Below are 18342 nucleotides of genomic sequence, written 5' to 3' on the forward strand. Positions count from 1 at the left end.
ACAACATTCCGCAGCGCGCCTTAAATCATCAAACTCCCATCCAGGCGCTCAAAGAATGGCAGGCAAAGAAGCCGGATTTATTTGTTAAGCGTGTTTATAACCAGACGGGTCTTGACAGGTAACTGCTGCATTTTGGTCCCCAGTTAGTCGCATTCAAGTATAGCGACTGATCGCCAAAGCTGATCTTTGCGCCCGACAAATTTCCAGCAGAGACATTTCCTGCGTGCAACATACTATAAAAATTCATCTCATGAATAATACTCTGACCCGACAAGTGCAAAGTAATTATCGGTTTTTCAGGGGAATAGATGAACTGGGTACTCTCAACGCCGCTCGGAACTATTCCATCATTCAACGATCCTTTACCGCCACTGTAATCATAAATCCAATCCAATGTGGGATGAACTCGCGTTAGCGTTCCATCGTAATTATTATTCCAGTTCCCTGCATTCTTTACATGCCCATTTTTTATATCATATGTGACAATTGTTTGAGCATTGGCAGAAGCGTATGTCAGTGCCAAAAAAATCGCCGCAACTCTCAAGAAATTCATAGTATACATTTCCTTATATTTATATTAATAAATATATTCTAACTAAAATAAAACACACTATCAATTATTATTTCAACACTACCATTTTTTAAAAATACAACATCACTTGATAGCTTCCACACACTCACTATCCTATCGCCGCAGGAAAATACTTCACTGAGCTCAATTAAATACGATAATTTTCCAAAAAAAAATATGAATTAACCAAATAAAAAACAAACCTGGATTGAGACTTACCCTCTCTCAAACGATCAAAAGACAAGCCGTCAAACGTAAACATCGGAACAGCACAAAATCAGGAAGGACGAGGGATAGGGATCAAGTCCGCCATTCGCACACGATTTCAGCCTTGGCCGCCTCTATCAACAGCAAGGTGCGCTTTATCAAGCACCGATATTGCTCGATTGACTGCCGCCCCCACCCCCATACCTGCCCGGCGTCACCCCCATCACCCGCTTGAACATGGCGATGAAGGCGCTGACGTTGTCGTAGCCCAGGTCCAAGGCAATTGTCGTGACGGGCTGGCTGGCTGGCTGGCTGGCGGCCAATAGTTCCAGGGCGCGCAGGATGCGCGCGCGCTGGCGCCAGGCCGAGGGCGTAAAGCCGGTCTCGCTCGTGAAACGGCGCGCCAGGGTGCGCGGCGACACACCGGCCCAGGCGGCCAGCGCTTCCACGCCGCGCTCGTCGGCCAGGTCATCGAGCACAGCGCGCGCCACGCGCAGCAGGCGCGGGTCCGTCGGCAAGGGCAGGCCGAAGGGCTCGTGGGGCGCGGCGGCGATCTCGTCGAGGATCACGCCTGCCACCCGGGCCTGCCGCACGTCTAGCGCATCGAGCGCGCCATCGTCCCAGGTGCTGGCGCGGCGCACCGCCTCGCGCAGCAAGCCCGAGACGCGCATGACGCAAGGCGCGGCGGGCAAGCTACCGCAACTGGCCTCGTCCACATACACGCTCCAGCCCGCAAACGGACCATGCGAACGCAGCGCATGGACGTGATGGGGCGGCATCCACACGCAATGGCTGGCCGGCACCACCCACTGCCCGCTGTCGGCGGCAACAGAGAGCAAGCCCCGCATGGCACCGAAAAGCTGGCCGCTGGCATGGCTGTGCGCGGCCGTCACCCGTTCCTGCGGCTGGGCAATGCGCACGGCACGCAACGGCGACGGCGACAAGATTGGCGGATTTGACGTATCGAATGACATAAACAACGCAGGCAAGACAATCCCACCATCATACAGTGTAGTCTTTCCATCGTTCAGGACTCCACCATGCGCGCAGAAGACGTATTACCCGATCAACAAAAACCAGGGCCAGTTCAATGGCGTCACCGTACGCAAGGGCACGGTGGGGGCCTTCCTCGCAAATGCGAGGCTATGGCTAGACGACACGGGCAGCAGCGCGGGGCGGGCCATCGCCGAGCATGACATCCTCGACGCCCTGCCTGCCCTGCACGCGCTGGGACTGTTCGACATACTGCAGGTGCGCGACGCGGCGCTGCGCGAACTGGTGTCCGCGTCCGCCGCGTGAGCAGGGGCTGATTCGTGCCTGGCACGCATTTCCTCTATCATGCTGCTTTGCCCGCCCTCGCACCCGCCATGCCGTTTACCATTGCCACCGCCGTCCACAGCGAACTGATCATTAAGAAAAGCCGTTTCATCGGTTGTGTGCAGCCGATGACGGACCGCGCCAGCGCGCAGCAGGTGGTCAATGACTTGAAGGCGCAGCATCCGGGCGCCTGTCATGTGTGCTGGGCCCTGCTGGCGGGCGGGCAGTCGGCGGCCGTCGATGATGGCGAACCGAGCGGCACGGCCGGGCGGCCCATGCTCGACGTGCTGCGCCACCAGGACCTGGAAGGCGTGCTGGCGACCGTGGTGCGTTACTTTGGCGGGATCAAGCTGGGCGCGGGCGGCCTGGTGCGCGCCTACACGGACAGCGTGGCGCAAGCGCTGCTGCAGGCGGAAAAGACGGCCATCGTGCGCCAGCGAGCCCTGCGCTGCACGGTGCCGTATGCGATGGAAGGCATGCTGCGCCGCGAACTCGATGGCGCCGGCGCCACCTTGCTGAACGTGGCGCATGGCGACGATGTGCTGTTCGACTTCAGCCTGCCTGAAACGGCGGCCACCGCCCTGCTGGCGCATCTGCATGAGGCGGGAAATGGCCGCATCGTCTGGCTTGACGCCGAGGACTGAGACTGGGACTGGGACTGGGACTGGGACTGGCGCAGCTTATTGCACGCGGCGCACCTTGGGCGAGTTGTTCGTGCCTTCGATCTTCAGGAAGAAGGTGCCGATGAAATTGCGTTCGACCGTTACCTTGGGATCGTTCTGCGGCGCCAGCACGGCGGAGCTGCCATCGACGATGCGCCAGACCTGGCCATTGCTCAATTTGATCAGTTCGTTGCCGCTCCAGCCATCGAACTTGCCGGCGATGCTGCTGCTGATCGACTTGTTTTCTTCCGGCTCGGCTGCCTTGGGCGCCTTGACCGTTTCCATGCCAAAGCTTTGCTCGCGCTGCTGCGCGGTCGGCACCGCAGTAACGGGGGCGACGGGCGCGGCGGCGCCCAATGGGATGGCGTCATAGCATTTCACGCGGCTGGCGATATCGGCCAGCGAACGGCATTGCAACATGGCAGCATCATCGGCCAGGGCCGCGCCCGATATGAACAGGAGCAAAAAGAGAGCTTTCATCGAAATTCTTTCAAAATAAGAGAAGTTACGCCAGGCATGCCGTTTACCATGCATGCGGGAATGATTATATCGATGTCCAGGGGCCGTGGCATGACGATCTTGCCACGGCTTGCAATGCTTGTGCGAAACTCAGGCGCCGCGCGGGCGCTTGATCTGCAGCAAGATGAAATGTATCCACGCCAGCGCAGGCAGCACCATCAATACCAGCATCAGTCCGGCCGGCATGTCCGGCACGAAGCGCACGAAGCAGGCGAGAAAACCGGCGATGGCCAGCCAGAAGCGCCAGTTGAAGGCATACGCCTTGCGCGCCACCGTCGCCAGGGCGATGCGCCAGAATTCCAGCAAGGCCCACAGGCCGCCCGTCAGCAGCAAGGTCGCCAGGGCATTGGCGCCGGGGGCATCGGCCCAGGTGCGCACCAGGTTATACAACAGCACGGGATAGCCGGCCATAATGGCCAGGGTGGCCGGGCCGGCGGCGATGACAGCTTCAAACAGCTGCCCTTTGGAACGATGATCCACTACCTCACCCCTATGCCACGACGCCGGAATGGGCGGCGATCACTTGCAGCGCGCCGGCCGCATTGTGCGCCCAGACGCGCGTAAAACGGAAGTCGCCATGCGTTTCCACGTCGTGATAACTGCCCGTCAGTTGCATGCGCACGGAGACCACGGCCACGTTGCCGTTGATGCGCACATGGCGCTCGGACGCGCGCAGATCGGTGATGGTCAGCAAGCGCTGCTCGTGCGCTGCCAGATCCGCATGCTTGCTCAACAGATGACCCAGGTGATTGGTAAACAGCAAGTCATCGGCCAGCAAGGCATTCAGCGCGGCCACATCGGAGGCCATCATGGCCAGGCGCAAGCGCTCTTCCGCATCGAGTACTTGAGCTTCCGTTAAAGCATTCATCTTTTTCCTTAAAAAATAGTGCACCAGATTAGCGAACAAACGTGCAATGCTGGCATGAAATTTTCTTTTTCACAATCATCCGGCAGACCTATACCTGCGCTTATGCCTGTGAAGCATATTTATATAGCGTAATATTCGCAGCGGTATTGCGCAAAACGCCCCCATAGTACTGTACAGTACTTGCCCTTTCGCCCCGGGCTGGGGCAGCTGTCAGTTGTAGTACAGTTTTATGTGCTGCGTGCAGTCTCGAATAAAACCAAGATAAGGCCCCTTCATGGCAATTAACATCATTCTGAACCTGCTCGTGGCGTTGCTCGTCTTCGCTTTCATGTTCCACCAGCAACGCAAACACGCGACGTTTACCGTACGCGTCTTCACGGGCCTGGGCCTGGGCGTGCTGCTGGGTGCGGCGGCGCAAGCGTTGTATGGCGCCGGCTCGCCCATCATCGCGGGCACCAATGAATACATCGACATCGTCGGCAGCGGCTATGTGAAGCTGCTGCAAATGATCATCATGCCGCTGATCATGGTCTCCATCATTTCCGCCATCCTGAAACTCAAGGACGCCAGTTCCCTGGGCAAGATCAGCGCGCTGACCATCGGCACCCTGCTCATCACCACCATGATCGCCGCCGCGCTGGGCATTTTGATGGCCAAGCTGTTCGGCCTGACGGCCGTGGGCCTGACGTCGAGCGCCGCCGAAGTGGCGCGCGGCGTGCAGTTGCAAGGTTCGTTGGAAACGGCGAAGGCCCTGTCCTTGCCGAAACTGCTGGTCAGCTTCGTGCCGACCAACCCCTTCCTCGACATGACGGGCGCGCGCAAGACCTCGACCATCGCCGTGGTGGTGTTCTCCATCTTCATCGGCATCTCGGCCACGGGCATCGCCGCGAAAAAGCCGGAAATCTTCGCGTCCTTCGAAAGCTTCATGAAAGTGGCGCACGCCATCGTCATGCGCATGGTCACCCTGGTGCTGCGCCTGACGCCGTACGGCGTGTTCGCGTTGATGTTTGCAGTGGTGGCCTCATCGAGCTACGCGGACATCTTGAAATTGATTAACTTCGTCGTCGCCTCGTACAGCGCGCTGATACTGATGTTCCTGGTGCACCTGGCCATCATCGCCGGCGTCGGCCTGAATCCGTTGCGCTTCGTGAAAAAAGTCTTCCCCGTGCTGGCTTTCGCCTTCACCTCGCGCACCAGCGCCGGTTCGATCCCGATGAGCGTGCAGACGCAAACCCAACGCCTGGGCACGCCGGAAGGCATCGCCAACTTCGCCGCCTCGTTCGGTTCGACGATCGGCCAGAACGGCTGCGCCGGCATCTATCCGGCCATGTTAGCCGTGATGATCGCCCCCACCGTCGGCGTCGATCCATTCACGATCAGCTTCCTGCTGCCCTTGCTGGCCATCATCACCATCGGTTCCGTCGGCGTGGCCGGCGTGGGCGGCGGCGCCACGTTTGCCGCCCTGATCGTGCTGTCGGCCATGGACTTGCCCGTCGCCCTGGCCGGCTTGCTGATCTCCGTCGAACCACTGATCGACATGGGCCGCACGGCCCTGAACGTGAGCGGCTCGATCACGGCCGGCACCGTCACCAGCCGTGTCATGGGGCAAACCGACCTGGCCGTCTACAACAGCGACGACGCGCCCGACCTGGACGAAGCGGAACACGCCGCCTAAGAAACCATCGAGCGGCGCGCCGATGGAGCAGAAAGGTCCGCAACAAATCTGGATCGTGCGTCACGGCCAAAGTACCGGTAACGTGGCGCGCGATGCCGCCGAAGCGGAAAAGCAGTCATTGATCGCCATCGCCGAGCGCGATGTCGACGTCCCCCTCTCCGGCCTGGGCGCGCGCCAGGCGCAAGCCCTGGGCGACTGGTTCGCCACCCTTCCCCTTGAACAACAACCGACCTTCGTGCTGTACTCTCCCTACGTGCGGGCGCAGCAGACGGCGCAAGCCATGCTGGAACGCATTGATGCGGGCAGCCTGGCCTCCGTGGTGGCCGACGAGCGCTTGCGTGAAAAGGAGTTCGGCATCTTCGACCGCCTGACCGCGCACGGCATCGCCAGCAAATACCCGGAATTGCACGAGCAGCGCCAGCATGTGGGCAAGTTTTACGTACGTCCACCGGGCGGCGAAAGCTGGTGCGACGTCATCCTGCACCTGCGCAGCGTGCTCGACACCGTCACCCGCGAATATCGGGGGAGAACGGGGGCCACCAGGTCATCGTCTGTTGCTTGCGCTACCTGTTGGAACGCTGCGACGAGCAGGCCATCCTGTCCATCGACAAGGCGGCCGACGTGCCCAACTGCGGCGTCACCCCGTACGCTTTCAACCCCGCCCTGGGCAGGCACGGCAAGCTGCAGCTGGACCTGTGCAACTTCGTCGCCCCGCTGGAAGCAGCCGCCCCCCCGTCACGGCCCAGCCCGATATGCCTGCCGTGCCGAAATCCTGATGCTACGGGGGCATGCATGGACGCTATCGACATCACACATTCCCTACATCACGCCTCCCCTGCGGCGCTCCTGGCGGCATAAAAACAACAGCATAAGCATATCCAGAAAGAATCGTTAGCGCGCACCACCGCCTCCCTTAAGCTCATGACAACTGTTTCCGCACTAACACTAATCGAGCCCAAAGGACCACGCCGTGCATCCACGCCACTTCTATCCTGTATCTGCCACTCCCGCCACGCCGCTGCGCGCCATCGTGCTGGCCTGCGCCATGCTGGGCGCACCGTCCGCCTGGGCACAAGATGTGCAAGCCACTACCAGCACAGGCACGGGCACCAGCGCTGAAACGGCCACCGCCAGCATCGACCAGGTCACCATCGTCGGTTCGCGCGCGCGCAACCGCACCGTCTTCGACAGCAGCGTGCCCATCGACCGCTTCGGCACGCGCGAAGTGAGCAATGCGCTGTCGACGGGCGACGTGGGCGCTGCCCTGCAAAACCTGTCGCCCTCGATCAACTTCCCCCGCATCGAATCGAGCGGCGCGTCGGACTCCGTGCGCGGCATCCAGTTGCGGGGACTGGCGCCCGACCAGGTGCTGGTGCTGATCAACGGCAAGCGCCGCCACACGAGCGCCGTGCTCGACACGGAAAGCAGCTTTGCCGGCACCGTGCCGGTCGACATCAACGCCATTCCCCCGAACGCCATCGACCACATCGAAATCCTGCGCGACGGCGCGGGCGCCCAATACGGCAGCGACGCCGTGGCGGGCGTCATCAACATCGTGCTGAAAAAAGCCCGCACGGGCGGCGCCGCTTCCGTCAGCTATGGCGCCAACCACACGCATTTCGACCCGACAGATCAAACCCTGACGGATGGCCAGACCGTCATCGTCAACGCCGACTATGGCGTGCCGCTGGGCGAGGCCGGCTACTTCCGCTTCGGCGCGGAAACGCGGCGCCGCTCGCCCACGGAACGGGCCGGCCCCAGCGACGCTGGCTGGACTTCCTACAACTTCACGCCAGCCGACCAGGCGCTAGACGGCAAGGTTGTATTCAAGTCGGGTGACTCGCGCCAGCGCAACCACTACCTGTTCTACAACACCCAGCTCACCCTGGCCAACGGCCTGGACCTGTATTCGTTTGCCACCCTCAACGAGCGCACATCCGACGGCAGTGCCTACTTCCGCTATCCAGGCGACCCGTCGAACGTACTGGCCCTGTATCCGAACGGCTACCGCCCCGTCACCAACGGCGACAAGCGCGACCTCAGCATCGTGGCCGGTGTGCGCGGCAGCTTGGGCGAGTGGAACTGGGACGCCAGCGCGCGCCACGGCAGCGACCGCTTTGACTACGGCGTGAGCCACTCCGTCAACGCCTCGCTGGGCGCGGCCAGCCCCACGCGCTTCAAGCTGGCCGGCTTCGACTTCCGCCAGAACGCCTTGAACCTCGATGCCACGCGCAGCATCGACATCGGCTTGCCCGCGCCTTTGAGCCTGGCGGTGGGCGCCGAATGGATGGGCGAAACCTACACCAGCTCGGCCGGCGACGCCGCCTCGTATGCGGCCGGCAGTTTCACCGATGCGCCACCGGGCGCGCAAGCGGGGCCGGGCTTGCGGCCATCGGACGCTTATGACGGCAGCCGGCAGATCCGCTCCGTGTATGCGGACGTGGAAAGCGACCTCACGCCGCGCCTGCTGGTGGGCGCCGCCGCCCGCTATTCCGACTACAGCGACTTCGGCAGCGCCAGCACGGGCAAGCTGTCCACGCGCTATAAAGTGACGGAGCATTTCCTCGTGCGCGGCTCGCTGTCGAACAGCTTCCGCGCACCGGCCCTCGTGCAGACGGGTTTCCGCTTTGCCACATTAAACTTCAACGCCGATGGCACGGCCCTGCAAACGGCGGCCCTGCTGCCGGCCAGCGACCCGCTGGCGCGCAGCTTCGGCGCGCAACAGCTGAAGCCGGAAAAGTCGACCAACGTATCGCTGGGCCTGGCCTGGAAACCGGCCGCCGCCACCAGCGTGACGGTAGACGCCTACGTGATCCGCATCCGCGACCGCATCACGCGCTCGAGTGACTTGCAAAGCGACGCCGTCACCGCCTACCTGGCCGCCAATGGCCGCAGCGATATCCAGTCCGTGGCCTACCTGGCCAACCTGCTCGACACGCGCACAAAAGGCCTGGACGTGATACTGAATCATGACCTGGCCTTCACGTCAGGCAAGCTGAACCTGAACGCGGCACTGAACCTGAACAAGACCAGTCTCGACAAGGTGCGCCAAAGTTCCGCTGCGCTGACCAATATCGATCCAATTCTGACCTTGCTGACGGAGACGAGTTTGTTCCGCATCAAACATGCGTCACCCACCAGCAAATTGATCCTCGGTGCCGACTGGCAAGCGGCCGGCTGGGGCGTGCAGGCGCGCGCCACGCGCTTCGGCGAGTTGAAAGACTTTTCGTATGACAGCGATGCGCCGCTGATCGATGGCATTCCCGCGCAGCGCTTTGGCGCCGTCTGGTCGCTGGACCTGGAAGGCCAATTAGAACTGAGCAAGCAACTGACGGTTAGCGTGGGTGGCAACAATATCCTCGACCGTTACCCGCAGCGCGTACGCCAGACAAATAACGCCACGTATGGCGGCGCCCTGCCCTACAATTTCATCAACCCCATCGGCGTCAATGGCGCGTATTTCTACGCCAAGCTGAACTACACGTTTTAACGTCACGGAAAGAGCATATGATCATCAAACGCATCTCTCACCTCGTCGCCGGCGCCTGCCTGAGCGCTCTCCTGCTGTCCAGCGCCCAGGCTGCCGCACCGCTGGTACTGATGACGGACTTCGGCACGGCCGACGGCGCCGTGTCCGCCATGCATGGCGTCGCCTATGGCGTCGACCCCACACTCACCATCTCGGACCTGACGCACCAGATTCCCGACTACGACATCTGGCTGGGCGCCTACCGCCTGTACCAGACGGCCAATTACTGGCCGCAAGGCACGGTGTTTGTTTCCGTCATCGATCCGGGCGTGGGGACCAACCGCAAGTCGGTGGTGCTGAAAACCAAGGGTGGACGCTACTTCGTGGGGCCGGACAACGGCCTGTTCACCCTGATCGCCGAGCGCGATGGCGTGGCCGAACTGCGCGAAATCGATGAAAAGGTCAACCGCCTGGCTGGCTCCGCCGAGTCGTACACCTTCCATGGCCGCGACGTGTACGCGTATGTCGGTGCGCGCCTGGCCTCGGGCGCCATCAGCTATGAACAGGTGGGCCCGCAATTGCCGAGCGAATCCGTGGTCAAGATCGCGTATCAACGACCGGTGCGCGACGGCAATACCATTCGTGGCATCGTGCCCGTGCTAGACGTCAAGTATGGCAATGTGTGGACGAATATCCCGAAATCCCTGCTCGACGCATTGCAGGTAAAACTGCACGACCCGTTGCAAGTGCGCATTTTGCACAAGGGCAAGCAAGTGGCCAAGGTCACGGCGCCATTCGAGCACACCTTTGGCGGCGTCGCCAAGGGCAAACCCCTGGTCTACCTGAACAGCCTGCTCGACGTGGCTATCGCCATCAGCCAGGGTGACTTTGCTGCCAAGCATCACATCGAGTCGGGCGTGGATTGGGAAGTGGAAGTGAGCAAGGTCCCTGCCGCCAAATAAGCTGTCCTTACGCGGCCAGGGCATCCTGTCCTGGCCCACCTGGCCATATCCCCGCCACCTGCCACGCCGGGTACGGGCACCGGTGCGGGAACGCCCCCGCCGCCGCGCAGCAGCTAAGTACGGCTAAGTCCAGGCAAAAAAAGAGCCTTCCGCAGAAGGCTCTTGAACTACCTCGGCGCAGCGCAAGCTGGCCTTGGCCCGGTACTATTTTTGCAGGCTGACCGACGCCGCTTTCGGCGTGCGGCGTCCCATCAGGAACAGCACGGCTTTCTTCAGCATGCGGTAGACGAAGCGCAGCAACAGCAGGGTCAGTACGCACTCAAGCAAAGTCAATATCATGGCCACGGCCACGGGCATGCGCGCGGCGCGGCGGTGGAACTTGGCCACGGCGCCGTCGCGGGCGATTTCGATGCTGTCATAGAAGGTCGGCACGACCAGCAGGGTCAGGATCGTCGAGGTGATGGTGCCGCCGATGATGGCGATCGCCAATGGACGGTAGAACTCGCCGCCCTCGCCCAAGCCCAGCGCCACGGGGAACATGCCGGCGATCAGCGCAAACGTCGTCATCAGGATGGGACGCAGCCGCATGCGGCCCGCATACATCAGCGCGTCTTCGCGGCCATGCCCCTCTTCTTCGCGCTTGCGCGCCGCGTCCAGCAGCAGGATGGCGTTCTTGGCGACCAGGCCCATCAGCATAATGATGCCGATAAAGCTCATCAAGTTGAGGGTGTTGTTGGTGATCACCAGCGCCACCACCACGCCGATCAGACTCAGCGGCAAGGACATCATCACGGCCACCGGCGCGGTAAATGAACCAAACTGCATCACCAGGATCAAATACATCAGACCGATGCCCATCACCAGTGCGATCAGCATTTCCGTGAACAGCTCTTGCTGGTCCTGGCCCGCGCCACCGAGCGCCAAGCCGTAGCCGGGCGGGAAGTCGATGGAGTTGGCCAGTTTCATGGCGTCGCTCGTCACTTCGCCATTCGAGCGGCCCTGCGCATTGGCCGACACGGTGATCGTGCGCTTGCCATTCTTGTGCTCGATGCCGGACGGTCCCTTGCCCATGGTGATGGTGGCGATCTGGTCGAGCGGTACCATTTGCGACGTGCCCGTCACGCTGATCGGCAGGCGCTCGATGTTTTCCGATGCCACGCGGTCATCGGGATGCAGGCGCACGGCCACGTCGCGCGTTTCGCCCGTCGGATCGACCCAGTCGCCCACTTCCACGCCGGCGAACGCCACGCGCAACGATTGCGCCGCATCATTGACGGAAATGCCCATCGAATTGGCCAGGCCACGGTTGAGCTCGATCTGCAACTCGTTCTTCGGGTCTTGCTCGGACAGGCCCACGTCGACGGCACCGGGAATGGCGCGCAGCTTGTCCATGTAGGCATTCGTGATGGCCATGAGTTTACGCGAATCCGGACCCGTGAATTCCACCTGGATCGGTTTTTGCGAACCGTTGCTCAAGTCATCCTGTACCACGTATTCGGCACCCACCAGGCGCGACATTTTCTCGCGCAGTTCAACGGCGATTTCCTTGGCCGAGCGCTTGCGGGTGTTGCGCTTGCCGATGTCGACATACACACGCCCGCCACCGGCATTGATGGAGCTGTTGGTATCCTTGGTTTCAGGCAAGGACCGCGCCAGTACGGCCGCCGCTTCCAGTTTCAAACGCGAATACTCGATGCTGCTCGACGATGGCGTGCGCACATTGATCATCAGATTGCCCGAATCGGATGCCGGCAGGAAACTCGTGCCGCCATGCGTAGCGTGCAGGGCGATGGCGCCCACCAGGCTGCCGAAGGCGATAACAGCCATCCAGCGGCGGTGATGCAGAGCCCAGGCGATCACGCGGCTGTAGCGGTCGGCCTGATGGTCAAACCAGTGGTTGAATTTTTCCAGCACGCGGCCAATGCCTTTTTTCGGCGCCGAGTGTTCCTCGACCGGGTCGCCCCAGTAAGCCGACAGCATAGGGTCGAGCGTAAACGAGATGCCCAGACTGACCAGCACCGAGCACGTCACCGTCAAGGCAAACGGACGGAACCATTCGCCGGAAATACCCGGCATGAAAGCCACGGGAATGAAGACGGCGATGATGGAGAAGGTCGTGGCGGCTACGGCCATGCCGATCTCGGCCGTGCCTTCCAGCGCGGCCGTGCGGCGGTCCTTGCCCATCTGCATGTGGCGCACGATGTTTTCACGCACCACGATGGCATCATCGATCAGCACGCCGATGGCCAGCGACAGGCCCAGCAGTGTCATGAAGTTCAGGGTAAAGCCGCACAGCCACACGGCAATGAAGGCGGCAATCACGGACGTGGGCAGGCTCAGCGCCGTGATCAAGGTCGAACGCCACGAGTTCAGGAAGGCATAGACGACGAAAATCGTCAGCACGGCACCCAGCACCAGCGATTCGATCACATTGTTCAGGCTATGCTGGGCGTTTTCGCCGCCGTCGCGCGTCACTTGCAGGATCGTGCCTTTCGGCAAAGTCTTGTTGATTTCCGCCACCATGTCGCGGATCTTGTTGGCCACGCTGACGGTGGAGGCGTCGCGCACGCGGGTGATCGAAATACCCACGTTGGGCTTGCCGCTGCGCATGCTCAGGCTGTTGACTTCGGCAAAGCCATCTTCAATGGTGGCCACTTGCGCCAGGCGCACGATTTCCTCGCCGCGGCGCTTGATCACCACTTTCTCGAAGTCGCTTGGCGACTCGATGCGGCCCACCAGGCGGATGCTTTTCTCGTCCAGGATGCCGCGCACCTTGCCCACGGGCGCATTCGTGTTCTGGTTGCGCAAGGCGGTCACGACGTCGCTAACGGACACATTGTATTCACGCAATTTTTCCGCCCGCAGCAGCACGGACAGTTCGCGCTTCAGCGAACCGCCCACATTGACCAGCGCCACGCCATCGACGGTGCGGAAGCGGTCCGACAGCACGTCTTCGGCCAGGCGCGAAATTTCCGCGTGGCTTTGCGTATTCGACGACAGGGCCAGTTGCATGATCGGTTCGGCAGCCGGGTCGATGCGTTGCAGGATAGGCTCGCGCATTTCCGTCGGCAACTTGTAGCGCACGGCGGCAATCGCATTGCGGATATTGTCGGACGCCTCGATCAGGTTGGTATTGAAGGAAAACTTCAGGAAAATGCTGGCCGAACCTTCATTCGAGTCGCTGTTGACCTCGGTCACGCCGGAAATGCTTTGCAAGGATTTTTCCAGGCGGTTCACTACTTCGCGCTCGACCGTATCGGGCGATGCGCCAGGGTAAGGGATGCTGACCACGATGAAGGGCACTTCAACGTCGGGATTCTGGTTGACGCGCAGTTTCTTGAGCGCCAGCAAACCGACGCACATCATGGCCAGGATCAGGACGATGGTGGCGGTGGGCCGCTTGATACTGAAATCGGAAAGGAACATGGCTTAGTTTCCTTTACCGGCAACAGCGGTGCTGCTGCTGGCCACGGCGGCCGCTGGCACGGCCTTGCCCGCCGTCAATTCCACTTTCTGCCCATCCTTGAAGGTCGAGCCCGGCGTGCGCAGCACGGTATCGCCGCTGGCCAGGCCGCTTTGCACTTCCCACTGGCCCGTGCGCACGTCGCGCGCGCCGATGCGCAGTGTGACTTTATGCAAAGCCTTGTCCTTGACTTTCCACGTGTACATGACGTCGCCCGCCTTCACCAGGGCCGAGTCGGGTATCATCAGCGCGCTGATGCTGTCCGTCTCGATGCGCCCTTCCGCATACAGGCCGGCCACGCGCGGTTGTTCCTTGTCATTGAAATCGACCAGCACGGCCACCTGGCGCGTGACGGCGTTGGCGGCCGGATCGACGCGACGCACCTTGCCCGAGAAATCCTGGCCTGGATAACCATTGATGCGGAACAGCACGGGCTGGCCCACCTTGACGACGCCGATCTTGTCGGCCGACACCAGGCCTTCGAGGCGCATGCTGGTCGGATCGATGACCTTGATCAATTCCTTGCCGATTTGCGCCGTATCGCCATTCGATACCTTGCGCTCGCTCACGATGCCGTCGAACGGCGCGCGCACGAGGGTGCGCTGCAACTGCTGACGGGCCTGGGCGGCGCGACTCTTCGCGGCGGACAAATCGCTTTGCGCATTGTTACGACGGATTTCCGCGTCTTCCAGCGCCTGCGTCGAGGTCATGCCCGAGGCGCGCAAGGTTTTCATGCGCTGGAACATGCGTTCGGACTGTTCCAGCACCTGGCTGGCGGCACGGCTGGCTTCCTCGGCCGAATTGAGGCTGTCGCGGATGGACGTTTCATCCAGGCGCACCAACACATCGCCCCGCTTGACGACTTCACCGTTTTCCTTCATGACCTGGATCACCACGGCCGACACTTCGGCACGCAAGTCCGCGTTGCGCTCGGGCTGCACGGAACCGGTGATGACGGGCCCCGACGCCAGCGCATTGCTTTGTATGGTCAGCAGGTCTTCCGGGGAGACCAGCAAATTGACGGCGGCGCCCGCCTGTTCCTTGGCGCCCTTGCCAGCGCCTTTGCCAGGATCTTTGGACTCTTTGCCGCAGGCGGCCAGGGCAGAAGCAATTGCCAGAACAAACAGGGTTTTGCGCAACATGGATAATTCTCCGGATAGATAGCGCCGCGACCGTCCCGGCGGCCCGGATAGGGCTGCAGGCGATGGCAGGCATTTATTTTTATTAAAACCACAAGCGCCAAAGTATCCATGAGCGCGTCCGGGCATGTCAATCGACGGTTTCCTGTAATGCTTTAATCAATGGATGAAACGTAGTTTTTACGCCCTGAAACGCAAAACCCCGCTTTGGGCGGGGTTTTGCGTTTCAGGGGAAAGGACGCTTAGCGGGCAAAGACGTAGTTGATCAGGAAACCGATGGCCACGCCCGTGCACAGGCCGCCAGCAATTTCCACCAAGGTATGGCCCATGCGCTCGCGCAAGGTCTTGTGCGCGGCGCTGGCCACTTCCCCGGCCAGGCGGTTGATGGCCGCCGCCTGCTTGCCCACGTGCTGGCGCAGGCTGTTGGCGTCGATGATGACGATGAACGCCAGAGTGACGGCCACGCCGAAGGCCGGGTGGCCGATGCCTTCGCGCAGGGCGATCAGGGTTGCCATGCTGGAAACGACGGCGCTGTGGTTGCTGGGAAAGCCGCCATTGCCGACCAGGCCAAATGCCCATTGCCGCGTGCGGACACTGTTGATCAGGAATTTGATCGGTCCGACCAGGATCCAGGTGATCAGGGGCGTGACGAGGTAAGCGATATCCACGGAGTATTCCTTCTTATATGTCTGTAAAGTGTGCGAGAAACTGCGGCCGCCAGATGGGCGCGCCGCAATTATCGCAGATCATCCGCGCCAGCAGAACTGTCTGTCGTCAGCCTATAAAACGCCGCCCCCGGCGGCAACTAATATAAAATCATGGCATATACAACAATGGACGTATATCAACACTGAGTGCGGCGCGCACAGCGGCGCGGATAATCAAACGTCTCTCACACTTGCAACGGGGTCCTCATGCGGCATTTCAGAATTTCCTTTTTAGTCACTTTTATCCTGATGGCAGTGTCAGGCTGGTGGGGTTACAGCCATGGCGGCATGTCAGGCATGATCCAGGCGCTGTGGATCACAGGCGTGCTGGGCATTATGGAAGTGTCGCTATCGTTCGACAATGCCGTGGTGAATGCTTCGGTCTTGCGTCACTGGAATGAATTCTGGCAAAAACTATTCTTGACGGTGGGCATCCTCGTGGCCGTCTTCGGCATGCGGCTACTGTTTCCGCTGGTCATCGTTTCCGTCGCCACGGGCCTGGGCCTGGTCGATGTATGGACCATGGCCACCACCACGCCGGACGTGTATGCCAAGCACCTGACGGACAACCATGCGCAAGTGGCGGCCTTCGGCGGCGCCTTTTTGCTGCTGGTATTCCTGAACTTCCTGTTTGACGATGAGAAGGAATTGCATTGGTTAGGTTGGGCAGAGGAAAAAGTCAACGCGCTGGGCACCGAAAGCCTGGCCGTGCTGATCACCATGGGCGCCGTCGCCGCCTGCGTGGCCATGGGGCCAGTGGATGAAAAATACAGCGTGCTGGCCTCGGGCGTCGTCGGCATCGCCGTCTACATCGGCGTGAACTGGATCAGCGGCTTGCTGGAAGAAGGCGAGCCGGATTTGCAGGATGACGCAGAAGAAGGCGCCGCGCCAGCCAGGAACGGCAATGGCGACTTGGTGAAAACGGTGGCGCGCGGCAGCATCGGCGGCTTCCTGTACCTGGAAGTACTGGACGCCTCGTTCAGCTTTGACGGCGTGATCGGCGCTTTTGCCATCACCAATGACGTCGTCATCATCATGCTGGGCCTGGCCATCGGCGCCATGTTCGTGCGCTCGATGACGGTCTTCCTGGTGCACAAGGGCACCCTGGACGAATTCGTCTACCTCGAGCATGGCGCCCATTATGCGATCGGCATCCTGGCCTTGATCATGCTGGCGTCCGTCAAGTACCATATCCCGGAGTGGTTCACGGGCCTGTCGGGTGTGGCCTTCATCCTGGTCTCGCTGTGGTCATCGCTGCGTTATCGCAAACGGCACGCGGCACAAGCTTGAAATCGGGGGTTCCGCCCCCATTTAAGAGGGTAATGGCACGAGCGCCTTGCGCTCATCCCATGAAGGCATGTTTGAGTTATTTAATGAAAAGGAGCACCACATGGCAATCAGTTTGCAAAAAGGCGGCAACGTCAACCTGAGCAAGGAAGCACCGAACCTGAAGAAGATCATCGTCGGCCTCGGCTGGGATCCTCGTTCCACGGACGGCGCCACCTTCGACCTTGACGGCAGCGCTTTCCTCCTGAAAAGCGACGGCAAAGTCCGTGGCGACTCTGACTTTATCTTCTACAACAACCTGAAATCGACCGACGGTTCCGTCGTCCACACGGGCGACAACACCACGGGCGAAGGCGACGGCGACGATGAACGCATCGAAATCGACCTGTCGCGCGTGCCGGCCGACATCGATCGCATCAGCGTCACCGTCACCATTCACGACGCCGACGCGCGCCGCCAGAACTTCGGCATGGTCTCGAAAGCCTTCATCCGCTGCCTGAACGCGGATGGCGAAAAAGAAATCGCCCGCTACGACCTGTCCGAAGACAGCTCGACGGAAACGGCGATGATCTTTGGCGAAATCTACCGCTACAACGGCGAATGGAAGTTCAAGGCGATCGGCCAGGGCTTCAACGGCGGCCTCGGCCCCCTCGCCCGTTCTTTCGGTGTCAATGCTTAAACGTTTCATGCGCTAAACACAGCCGCCTGGACGTACCCAGGCGGCTTTTTTTTTGGAGATTTATCATGCCAGTATTTAGTGTCACCGGCGACGTCGATCCATTCCTCCACGTCAGCATGAAGCAGGGCGAAACCATCTATTGCGAATCCGATGCGATGGTGATGATGGAGACGGCGCTGGACTTGAAAGGCAAGATGACGGGCGGCTTGGGCAGCGCCATCATGCGCCGCTTCGCGAATGGCGAATCGTTCTTCCAGCAGCATATTGAAGCGGTGCGCGGCAACGGCGACTGCCTGCTCTCGCCTACCCTGCCGGGCGCCATCGAAGTGGTCGACGTGGGCGCGCGCCAGTACCTGCTCAACGACGGCGCCTTTGTCGCCGCCACTGCGGGCACGGAAATGAAAGTGCGCACACAAAGCATCGGCAACGCGCTGTTCGCCCAGTCGGGCGGCTTCTTCGTCATGGAGACGGCCGGCACGGGACAAGTGGTGGTGTCCGGCTTCGGCTCCATGTTCCAGCTCGACGTCGAGCCGGGCAAAGATGTCGTGATCGACAATTCCCACGTGGTGTGCTGGGACAATAGCCTGAAATACGAGATTTCCGTCACCACGGGCGGCGGCGCCAGCGGCGGCGGCATCGGCGGTTTCTTAGGCAATATCGTCAACAGCGTGACCAGCGGCGAAGGCATCGTGCTGCGCTTTTCCGGTTCGGGCAAGGTCTTCATCTGCTCGCGCAACCGCGACGCCTTTTTGAAATGGACGGCCAGCGGCAAGGCCGGCTGATCCCCTTTCTCTAAGGCCAGGTTAAGTTTTTCTGG

At 60.9% G+C, this 18342-nt stretch carries 17 protein-coding genes and 1 pseudogene; 10 read left to right on the top strand and 8 right to left on the bottom strand.

Features of this window, described 5'->3' with window-relative positions; all coding sequences use genetic code 11:
- Positions 1-122 (top strand): annotated as a pseudogene (locus tag ACQ4W7_RS27445) (IS481 family transposase); the annotation flags it as partial.
- Here ACQ4W7_RS27445 and ACQ4W7_RS27450 read toward each other — a convergent pair.
- Both ACQ4W7_RS27450 and ACQ4W7_RS27455 read right to left on the bottom strand, forming a co-directional pair.
- Complete coding sequence (locus ACQ4W7_RS27450) at positions 95-553, bottom strand: hypothetical protein (RefSeq protein ID WP_436534840.1); 459 nt, start codon at positions 551-553, stop codon at positions 95-97. The pseudogene ACQ4W7_RS27445 and the gene ACQ4W7_RS27450 overlap by 28 nt on opposite strands.
- 383 nt (positions 554-936) lie before the next feature.
- A complete protein-coding gene (locus ACQ4W7_RS27455; protein ID WP_436534842.1) occupies positions 937-1698 on the bottom strand; it encodes an AraC family transcriptional regulator in 762 nt (253 codons plus the stop codon).
- Here ACQ4W7_RS27455 and ACQ4W7_RS27460 point away from each other — a divergent pair.
- Positions 1625-2077 carry a hypothetical protein gene (locus ACQ4W7_RS27460; RefSeq protein WP_436534907.1) on the top strand — a complete coding sequence of 151 codons (453 nt, stop codon included), beginning with the start codon at positions 1625-1627 and terminating at the stop codon, positions 2075-2077. The genes ACQ4W7_RS27455 and ACQ4W7_RS27460 overlap by 74 nt on opposite strands.
- Before the next feature lie 68 nt (positions 2078-2145).
- The gene (locus ACQ4W7_RS27465) at positions 2146-2739 is read left to right on the top strand and encodes an IMPACT family protein (protein ID WP_436534844.1); all 594 of its coding nucleotides are present in this window, start codon (positions 2146-2148) and stop codon (positions 2737-2739) included.
- 36 nt (positions 2740-2775) lie between these two features.
- Here ACQ4W7_RS27465 and ACQ4W7_RS27470 read toward each other — a convergent pair whose 3' ends face one another.
- From ACQ4W7_RS27470 to ACQ4W7_RS27480, 3 genes are all read right to left on the bottom strand, one after another.
- Complete coding sequence (locus ACQ4W7_RS27470) at positions 2776-3237, bottom strand: hypothetical protein (protein WP_426074794.1); 462 nt, start codon at positions 3235-3237, stop codon at positions 2776-2778.
- Between the two features lie 129 nt (positions 3238-3366).
- A complete protein-coding gene (locus ACQ4W7_RS27475) occupies positions 3367-3756 on the bottom strand; it encodes a hypothetical protein (protein WP_426074795.1) in 390 nt (129 codons plus the stop codon).
- Between the two features lie 10 nt (positions 3757-3766).
- Entirely contained in the window at positions 3767-4144 is a 378-nt protein-coding gene (locus tag ACQ4W7_RS27480) for a nuclear transport factor 2 family protein (protein WP_426074796.1), read from the bottom strand.
- A gap of 274 nt (positions 4145-4418) precedes the next feature.
- On the opposite strand from ACQ4W7_RS27480, the gene ACQ4W7_RS27485 reads away from it, so the two are divergent.
- From ACQ4W7_RS27485 to ACQ4W7_RS27500, 4 genes are all read left to right on the top strand, one after another.
- Entirely contained in the window at positions 4419-5819 is a 1401-nt protein-coding gene (locus ACQ4W7_RS27485) for an L-cystine transporter (protein WP_436534847.1), read from the top strand.
- Between the two features lie 55 nt (positions 5820-5874).
- On the top strand, positions 5875-6714 hold the full coding sequence (locus ACQ4W7_RS27490; RefSeq protein ID WP_436534849.1) for a histidine phosphatase family protein: 840 nt from the start codon (positions 5875-5877) through the stop codon (positions 6712-6714).
- A gap of 75 nt (positions 6715-6789) precedes the next feature.
- A complete protein-coding gene (locus ACQ4W7_RS27495; RefSeq protein WP_436534851.1) occupies positions 6790-9309 on the top strand; it encodes a TonB-dependent receptor plug domain-containing protein in 2520 nt (839 codons plus the stop codon).
- Positions 9310-9326: 17 nt separating this feature from the next.
- Positions 9327-10250, top strand: a complete 924-nt coding sequence (locus ACQ4W7_RS27500; protein WP_436534853.1) for an SAM hydrolase/SAM-dependent halogenase family protein — start codon at positions 9327-9329, stop codon at positions 10248-10250.
- A gap of 204 nt (positions 10251-10454) precedes the next feature.
- Here the strand turns inward: ACQ4W7_RS27500 and ACQ4W7_RS27505 are convergent, their stop codons facing one another.
- The 3 genes from ACQ4W7_RS27505 to ACQ4W7_RS27515 form a co-directional block, all read right to left on the bottom strand.
- Positions 10455-13676 (bottom strand): efflux RND transporter permease subunit, encoded by a 3222-nt coding sequence (locus tag ACQ4W7_RS27505; RefSeq protein ID WP_426074801.1) that lies wholly within the window; start codon positions 13674-13676, stop codon positions 10455-10457.
- Between the two features lie 3 nt (positions 13677-13679).
- The gene (locus ACQ4W7_RS27510; protein WP_426074802.1) at positions 13680-14855 is read right to left on the bottom strand and encodes an efflux RND transporter periplasmic adaptor subunit; all 1176 of its coding nucleotides are present in this window, start codon (positions 14853-14855) and stop codon (positions 13680-13682) included.
- 239 nt (positions 14856-15094) lie between these two features.
- Positions 15095-15520, bottom strand: coding sequence for a divergent PAP2 family protein (locus tag ACQ4W7_RS27515; protein WP_426074803.1), 426 nt, complete (start codon positions 15518-15520; stop codon positions 15095-15097).
- Between the two features lie 246 nt (positions 15521-15766).
- Here ACQ4W7_RS27515 and ACQ4W7_RS27520 point away from each other — a divergent pair, with 246 nt between their 5' ends.
- From ACQ4W7_RS27520 to ACQ4W7_RS27530, 3 genes are all read left to right on the top strand, one after another.
- Positions 15767-16849 (top strand): DUF475 domain-containing protein, encoded by a 1083-nt coding sequence (locus ACQ4W7_RS27520; RefSeq protein WP_426074804.1) that lies wholly within the window; start codon positions 15767-15769, stop codon positions 16847-16849.
- 100 nt (positions 16850-16949) lie between these two features.
- A complete protein-coding gene (locus tag ACQ4W7_RS27525; protein ID WP_426074805.1) occupies positions 16950-17525 on the top strand; it encodes a TerD family protein in 576 nt (191 codons plus the stop codon).
- Positions 17526-17590: 65 nt separating this feature from the next.
- Positions 17591-18307, top strand: a complete 717-nt coding sequence (locus ACQ4W7_RS27530) for a TIGR00266 family protein (RefSeq protein ID WP_426074806.1) — start codon at positions 17591-17593, stop codon at positions 18305-18307.
- Positions 18308-18342 lie beyond the last annotated feature (35 nt).

The sequence above is a fragment of the Janthinobacterium algoris genome (genome assembly GCF_051380935.1).
Taxonomy (GTDB): domain Bacteria; phylum Pseudomonadota; class Gammaproteobacteria; order Burkholderiales; family Burkholderiaceae_D; genus Janthinobacterium.